Source organism: Mesorhizobium sp. LMG17149, assembly GCF_024518695.1.
In the GTDB taxonomy this organism is placed as follows: Bacteria; Pseudomonadota; Alphaproteobacteria; order Rhizobiales; family Rhizobiaceae; genus Mesorhizobium.
The window spans coordinates 561,992-569,284 of sequence record NZ_JANIFL010000005.1; the positions used below are offsets into that span (position 1 = coordinate 561,992).

6 protein-coding genes are annotated in these 7,293 nt (G+C 54.8%); 1 reads left to right on the forward strand and 5 read right to left on the reverse strand.

Annotated features, from left to right (window positions below; translation table 11 throughout):
- Position 1 precedes the first annotated feature (1 nt).
- The 3 genes from NP945_RS14755 to NP945_RS14765 are packed head-to-tail and all read right to left on the reverse strand — an operon-like array spanning position 2 to position 3,897.
- Complete coding sequence (locus NP945_RS14755) at positions 2 to 1,354, reverse strand: hypothetical protein (RefSeq protein WP_256746742.1); 1,353 nt, start codon at positions 1,352 to 1,354, stop codon at positions 2 to 4.
- A complete protein-coding gene (locus tag NP945_RS14760; RefSeq protein WP_256746743.1) occupies positions 1,351 to 2,505 on the reverse strand; it encodes an AAA family ATPase in 1,155 nt (384 codons plus the stop codon). The genes NP945_RS14755 and NP945_RS14760 overlap by 4 nt, the downstream gene beginning before the upstream one ends.
- A 30-nt stretch (positions 2,506 to 2,535) precedes the next feature.
- On the reverse strand, positions 2,536 to 3,897 hold the full coding sequence (locus NP945_RS14765; protein ID WP_256746744.1) for a protein kinase: 1,362 nt from the start codon (positions 3,895 to 3,897) through the stop codon (positions 2,536 to 2,538).
- Between the two features lie 542 nt (positions 3,898 to 4,439).
- Between NP945_RS14765 and NP945_RS14770 the strand changes: the two genes are divergently transcribed.
- Positions 4,440 to 5,531, forward strand: a complete 1,092-nt coding sequence (locus tag NP945_RS14770; protein WP_256746745.1) for a sensor domain-containing diguanylate cyclase — start codon at positions 4,440 to 4,442, stop codon at positions 5,529 to 5,531.
- Between the two features lie 32 nt (positions 5,532 to 5,563).
- Here the strand turns inward: NP945_RS14770 and NP945_RS14775 are convergent, their stop codons facing one another.
- Positions 5,564 to 6,265, reverse strand: a complete 702-nt coding sequence (locus tag NP945_RS14775) for an antitoxin Xre/MbcA/ParS toxin-binding domain-containing protein (protein WP_256746746.1) — start codon at positions 6,263 to 6,265, stop codon at positions 5,564 to 5,566.
- 382 nt (positions 6,266 to 6,647) lie between these two features.
- Positions 6,648 to 7,293: adenosine kinase (locus tag NP945_RS14780; protein ID WP_256746747.1), on the reverse strand; the 646-nt coding region annotated here is incomplete at its 5' end.

The following is a 7,293-nucleotide window of genomic DNA, read 5'->3' on the forward strand; positions in this document are numbered from 1 at the left end:
GTCAACGATTGCGGCGAGATCGATCCCCCAAGGGTAGCCGCGACTGATCGGTGTCCCGATCACGGTTCATTGCTCTATTTAGGAAGAGCTTAGTTCTATCGATAAGACGTTCGACTTCCATAAGGTCATCCAATGAGATATTTGGCTTGCCGGTGCCAAAGGCAGAGTCCTTGAGTCGAAAAATTGAATTAACAAAAGGAAAGATTTCCACGACCAGCAATGATGAATCTGGGGCGTTAAGATTGCTTATTTTTAGATTTTCTCGAATGACTAGTAGTTCATCAGAGGATATGTCGCATTGGGGCGCTCCGAAAAATTCAATTGGAGTGAACACGTCGCGCGCCACGCGGCGGCCAACGGATCCACCGTACTCAAGAATATCCGTCGCTTTAAACAGAGAGCACCAAGCAGCAAACCATAGAATACTCGTTGGAAGAGAGCTACCTAAATCAACTGCTAGAGGGAGATATTGGAACGACCCATCCCCAACCAACGCAAGAACGCATCCAGCGATGCACTCCAATTGCATAAGGTCGATCCTATCCTTCCTAGTCGCTAGCTCGATCAAGGCGCTTCGGGCGACTCGCACTCGTTCTTCCCTCGGTCCGCGTAATTTGTTGAATATATCCTGAAATTCGGGAATGTTGGAAACCAGCAATCGCCAAACTTCTGCGGTGACGACTCCGTCGGTCCGAGTTTGGCGGATTGCGTCATAAAGTTTTGACTGCCTCGAGGCTGACGCATCCGACAAAGCTGCGATATACGCTCCGACGACCGTCAAGCATCTCTCAACGCTGGAATTGCTATCGTCCTCACCGAATCCTCGACGGATCGCGAGCCAGCGAGAAGCGATTCGTTCCAGGGGTACATTAGGATGCAACTGGTATGCAGCACTTATGAGAGCGCAGGACAGGGTGGACCGAATGGAGGCTACATTAGGTGCTTCAACCAGTCGCCGCCCGCCTTGGCGGAGTGCTGCTTCAGCAATGGCGATGCCGACTGCTGTCTGTGGGAGCCAGAAATGTTCCTTTGAACTGCGATCGGAGGCGATCTCATCATAAACGCTAATTCCAATCACGCGAAAAAACGCCGAAAACGGTGAGTAGCCAAGAAGATAAGTGTTTACGAATGCAAAGAAATCCGGGAGACTTTCATCGGGAACCACAATAAAAGGCAATGAGTTTCCACCCACCTGATTCTTGGACCAGATGAGTGCGCAGGAGTCAGCCTTTAGGTTTCTCCTAAAATTTAATGCTGAAACTGGAACTCGTACAGGTGAAAGCTGCTTTCCAATCCATGCAACAAAATCTTTCCTATTGACGATTGCTCCTTCGAGATAAGTGTTGTTCTTCATTGGAACAAATCTTTTACAGAAGGCGGGGTTGCTACCGAATTATCTAGGCAAGAGAGACCTTTCTCAAGATATCCAGGTAGATCAGAGTCATGGTAAATTCTGAGAGAGGTTTTGCATCGCGTTACCGCTGTGTAGCTCATGTTCTTTTGCGTCTTGAATTTCTTAATGAAATCCATGCCTAGAAGATGAAGCGCTCGAAACTCCAATCCCTTGGCCCCGTGTATCGTCGTTACTATAATGCGTCTGTTTGGCTGGAATTGAGCGTATCCCCCAGCAAATTGTTGTAGTTGGGCCTCATCCGCCAAGGGCGAGTTTGCAATTAGGTCCCAAACCTCCCCAAGCTCCTCTTGGCGGGGGCAGAGCACGCCGATCAAGTCGCCAGGGTACGCGTCCAATTGTTCAGAAATTTCGTCGATCGCTTTCTGCACCTGTTCCTTCAGATCCAAGTTCGGGAATGATCGCACCGTGGACTCGAACTCGGACTCATTATATTTTGAGTGAGCCTCTAAGCCGTCTTCGCTGTCAATGCTATTTCGGATTCCGTCGGCTAGGCGACATATCTTAAACCCATTTCGATAGTGGTCCGTAAGTTCAATGACGTGGTCGCACCTCTCGGCCAGCCTTTCGAGCGCGCCACTAACATTTGATATTCGCTGGCGATCATCACCGACAGCGAAGATCTGATCGGCGAAACTGAAAATTAGATCTATTTCGCGCTCGTCATAGTCCTGCGCCTCGTCGATAAGAATGCAGTCCAGCCTATTCTCCTCTAAATTCTTCCCAGCTAGACCATAGAGCTTCTCGTACAATTCAGCTCGAACTTCGTCAAAATTTCCCTTACCGGAGAAAGCTATGCCATTAGCAGAAAGCATCTCTGCTCCCCATCGAAGGTAAGTCTGGATCTTGTCGGACGAAAATGGATAATTAGCAGCGCCGGAGGTCAGAAATTCCTTTAGAACTCGACCGAAGGCAAATACTGCTATGTTAGAGATTTTGCTCTTGTGCAGGTAGGTGGCTCGCAGGAGAAGTAGGTTCGTTTTTCCGCATCCGGCCGGCCCAAGAATTAGGTGATTCCCACCTAGTCCGAGCGACACCACCTCCAGCTGTTTTTCATCAAGATCTTCCGGTTTGGTCCACCAAGTGCCCGCCATAACGCCCCCCAAAAAATTGCTACAATCTGCCTACGCTACAAGTTGACCAAGCTCCGGGTCGACCACCCCTTGCCCTGCATCAACTAGATTATAAACAGCGCTCTCAAACGCCATCAGTATGGCAGAAGTGTCAACGGAACCTTTGAAGAAAGATTTCTTCGAAGACGGCTCCTCATTCACTACCTTTCCCCAATGCCCCCACAAGTAGAGAGCGACAGCTCTTGCGTTGGCTTCGACCACCTCAATGTCGATGCAAGCGGTCAAATCATGCAGTAGGCTATGCTCATCGGATGCTCGCAAGCGCATGACCATGCGATCGCAGTGCTTAGGCCGAAAAACAATGTCGATTACAGGGAAAAGCTCATTATCTGTCCTCAAAAGCCTGGCTGCTTTCTTCAGAAAATCAATCACCTCATTGACCACCTGAGGTGCTGAGACTGTAGGCGCCAAATCTGGCTCAACCTGTTCTGCTCGTCGAACTATCACGCGATTTGTTACGCGCTGCTTAGCGGACTCTACTGACATTGAATCTGCTTCAGGAATATTGAACGAGGACCAATCGAGCAATGTGAGTCTGGCCTTCGGTTGCTTTAGCAAGCAAGTTCGAGCAAGTTCAATTAGATAGTTTTCAACGCTCGAGCTTTGAATTATTGGAACTGTGGATTGAATAGCGTTCACCAACCTAGCAAAAGGTGTAGCGTACTCCTCGAACAGAGCTTTCCTCATAATTAGGTCATGTAAGACGGCGCCTATTTGGTAATATGTTAGCGCTCTCCATCCATCTCTCGAATTATCCTCCTCTCTTAGAAGGAATTCGGGAGAACTATACTGAAGAGTGCCGATGAATGGTTGGATACCGTCGTCATCGGTAAATCCCGGTTGGCCAATTGGCTTGATCACTCCAAAGTCAAGGAGTATTAGTTTGGTGTAATTATCTAGAATAACTATATTCTCAGGCTTGATGTCCCTGTGAACCAAGCCCTCATTTTCGAAGAAATGTGCGCAGGACGCCAGCTGCTGAATAAGCGATCCTATATTGATAGAGGGAATTTCAGTAAGGCACTCTTTCAAATTCGGACCGTCGAGATATTCCATCACTATGTAGTGGGAACTAGTCGTCTTGTCGAAGCCGCCGTCTAGAATTTTAACCATACTCGGATGAGATTTTCCAACCAACTTCAACTCTCTATCGATGCGCGCCAGCTGGGCTTTGTCCCCGTACTTTTCGATCAGTTCATCGTCGAAAATCTTGACAGCTACAGTTTCAGTACCTTGACTTCCCAAGAAAACCGCAGCTGACTTTCCAATGCCCTTTAGCTTGTCAATCCTCCACGGTCCAATAGATGTGCCTTTGAGTTTCTCGTACAAAATTCCAGCTTTGACAGAATCCATGTTCTCCCCCTCACACGGTGAATCTTATATCATTAGGTCTTGAAACTGCGAGTACTCGTTCGAAGGATTTGAACGCGCTGCTCATTGCCAATCTTTTCGCATCGATGCCTAGCAATCAGGATTCGGCTGGCTCCGGAATCGCGATTGGAGGAGGAACGAGATGAAGGATCCAATTTCAATGGCAAGTTTCCATCGGACAATAGGGGATTTAATTCGTTCTAGTGTCGACCATCGACTTCCTCGCGATCTCGAACCGGCTGAAGTCTCAACCGTGATGCTGTCAACATAGCGACGATTGCAGCGTATCTGGGGGGAGCTTGAGGAAAAGCGCCCCGAGGGCGGCCTGAATGGAATCGCTCGCCCCACCCCGCCGGATGCGTGCAATCGCAGGAATCCTGCGATTCAAGCCAACTTCACGAGCAAAACCACCGCGATCCATAAGAGATTGATAATATCCGGTTGTTATACCAGAGAGCTGTCGTCGATGTGCCAGCGCGGCATTTTGGACAGACTGGGGTGGTGACCGTCATGGATCTGCAGCCGTGAAGCACGATACGAGTCCTGCATCCGTGGGCGGCCAGGGAGCCTATCACGACGAGCGCCTGGATGCGCTTCTCAGCATCACCGGGCGCATGGACGGCTACCTCTATCGCTGCCGCAACGATGCGTCCTACACCATGCTCTATATCAGCGACGGCATTCTCACCGTCAGCGGTTATCGACCAAGCGATTTCATTCACAACGCCGTGCGCGACTACGTCTCGGCCATCCATCCGGATGATCTCCCCTCGGTCTATGCCGCCGTCGACGCCGCGCTCGAAGCGCGCTGCAACTGGAACGTCGACTACCGCATCGTGCCGAAGGTCGGCGAACCGCTGTGGGTCCGCGAGATCGGCGGCGGTGTCTGGGACGACGCCGGTGAACTCGAATTCCTCGAAGGCTTCGTCGTCGACATCAGCGACCGCAAGGTTGTCGAGGACCTCAATTCCCAGCTGCTGCTGGATCTGAAGACCGCCAATGAGGAACTATCCGCGCAAAAGCGCGAGATCGAACTGGCGAAGCAGCAGAGCGACCATTCGGCCAACCACGATGCATTGACCGACTTGCCCAACCGGCGCGCCTTCCACGACGAACTCAAATCGGTGGTGGCCCGCTGCGGCGTCACCGGCGAGGCGGCCGGTCTTCTGTTCATCGACCTCGACCGGTTCAAGGAAGTCAACGACACGCTCGGCCACGAGGCCGGCGATGCGCTGCTGCAGCGCGTATCGAGCCAGCTTCGCTCGATCCTGCGCAGCGCCGATTTCGTCGCCCGGCTTGGCGGCGACGAGTTCGCCTTCCTGTTTTCGGGCGACGCCGATCTGGCACAGCAGAAGGCCGTGCGAGTCGCCGAACGCATCCTGGAAAGATTGCGGATCAAGGTTCCCACGCCGACTGGCGCCATCCAGGTCGGCTGCACCGTTGGCGTGGCCATGTATCCGGCGGAGGCCGCCGATTCCGAAGCGCTGATCGCGCTCGCCGACCGGCTGATGTACATCGGAAAAAAGAGCGGCCGCAACCGGCTGGTCACGGCCAGGGAAATGGCGCCGCAACAGCCATCGTCCAGGCCCCGCCACTCGATTCGCAAGACTGCCTAGGCGCGTCTATCAAGGGCTTGCACCAAAAGCCATCAAGCCGGCGCGAACACCCGTGCCGCCTCGACGACCTCGTCGACCTGATCATGCCGGAGCAGGTCGATGGGAACGCGGCCATCGAGTTGCGCCGAGGGCCGCGTCAGCCACAGCCATGCGAGCCTTGGATTGCTGATCAGCGACAGCACGTCGCGAATGCCTGCAACCGGCCGTCCATCGACGAACTGCGCCAGCGGGAAGACATGTTTGCGGCCGCCCTTGCGCAAGGCGATGACCTCGCCCCGCCGCTGCCAGCGGTGCAGGGTCGAGCGGGCGATACGCAAATTCTCTTCCAGATAGGTCGAGCCGGCGACGCGGCCCGCCCAGTCCTCGATCAGCATCGATTCGAGATCGTCGGATTTTGGCAGCGAAGGAGGCTCGACATCGGCCAACGGGGTCGTCGGCGGATTGATCACGCCGGCTATACCGGCTTCGCTGCGGCGCGCGGCTTCCGCCGCCAGCGCGCGCACGAATCTCGAGGCCAGGCCGGGCAGGTCGGCATGGATGGCGTCGATAGCGCGCTGGTGCTTCGGTGACAGCAAGGTGACGGCGGACGCTATGCTGCCGGCGATTTTGCCGACCGAGACCATGGTGGGCTTGTTGATGGCCTCGTCATAGTGGGCAAGCGCGCGTTCGACGTCTTCGGCGACCATCTCGGCGAAGTCGTCCTGCTTGAGGCCCTGGATCTGAAATCTGTTCATACATCTGTCTTCTGGGCCGCGCTCCCCTCCCACAGCTGCGGCCGGCTTTTGAATCTCTAGAGCGTAAAGCGGAAATCGCGACGGCAACAGATGCTGCGGCCCGACAGCTCGCTGTCTTGCATTTCTTGACATCCCAACTGGCTGTTGGCGCCCCGAAAGGTCAGTCGCGGGGCGCCAGATTGCGTGTAGGTGCGATGTGTGACAGCCGCGCGACGGTGAGAAGCGGAGGCGGCCTTCCCTTCTCCCCTGTGGGAGAAGGTGGGTTGGCGCGCAGCGCCAAGACGGTGTTGGACGGAGTACCGTCAGTGCCAAGCTGGAGCACCCCTCATCCGTCGCCTTCGGCGACACCTTCTCCCACAGGGGGAGAAGGGAAGAGCTTTCTCTACAGCAACCCCGCCTGCTCAGCCTCGCGGCGCAGATTCTGCCGTGGCCTGGGGCCGATCTGCTGGATCACCAAGCCGGCCGCCAGTGAGCCAAGGTCGCCGCAAGTCTGCAGGTCGCGGCCTTGCGTGTAGCCATGCAGGAAGCCGGCGGCATAGAGATCGCCGGCGCCCGTCGTGTCGACCAGTTCCTTGATGGCGGTCGCCTTGATGACCACGGTCTCGTCGCCGCGCACGATCACCGAGCCTTTTTCCGAGCGGGTCACGGCGGCGATCCGGCAATCCTTGCGGATCTGGGCCAGCGCCTCGTCGAACGACGATGTCTGGTAGAGCGACTTGATCTCGTGGCTGTTGGCAAAGACGATGTCGACCGTGCCCGAACGCATCAGCTCAAGGAATTCGTCGCGGTAGCGGTCGACGCAGAACGAATCCGACAGTGTCATCGACACTTCTCGGCCTGCTGCGTGCGCCAGCTTCGCCGTCTGGCGGATTGCCTCCTTGGCGCGCGGCGGGTCCCACAGATAGCCTTCGAAATAGGTGACCTTGGCGCCAGACGCCTTGTCGGCTTCGACATCCTCAGGGCCAAGCTCGACGCAGGCGCCGAGATAGGTGTTCATCGAGCGCTCGCCGTCGGGCGTGACGAAGATC

Bases quoted from the DNA above. Each gene is read 5' to 3' on its own strand.
- NP945_RS14755 (WP_256746742.1), bottom strand. From the start codon at position 1,354: ATGAAGAACAACACTTATCTCGAAGGAGCAATCGTCAATAGGAAAGAT.
- NP945_RS14760 (WP_256746743.1), bottom strand. From the start codon at position 2,505: ATGGCGGGCACTTGGTGGACCAAACCGGAAGATCTTGATGAAAAACAG.
- NP945_RS14765 (WP_256746744.1), bottom strand. From the start codon at position 3,897: ATGGATTCTGTCAAAGCTGGAATTTTGTACGAGAAACTCAAAGGCACA.
- NP945_RS14775 (WP_256746746.1), bottom strand. From the start codon at position 6,265: ATGAACAGATTTCAGATCCAGGGCCTCAAGCAGGACGACTTCGCCGAG.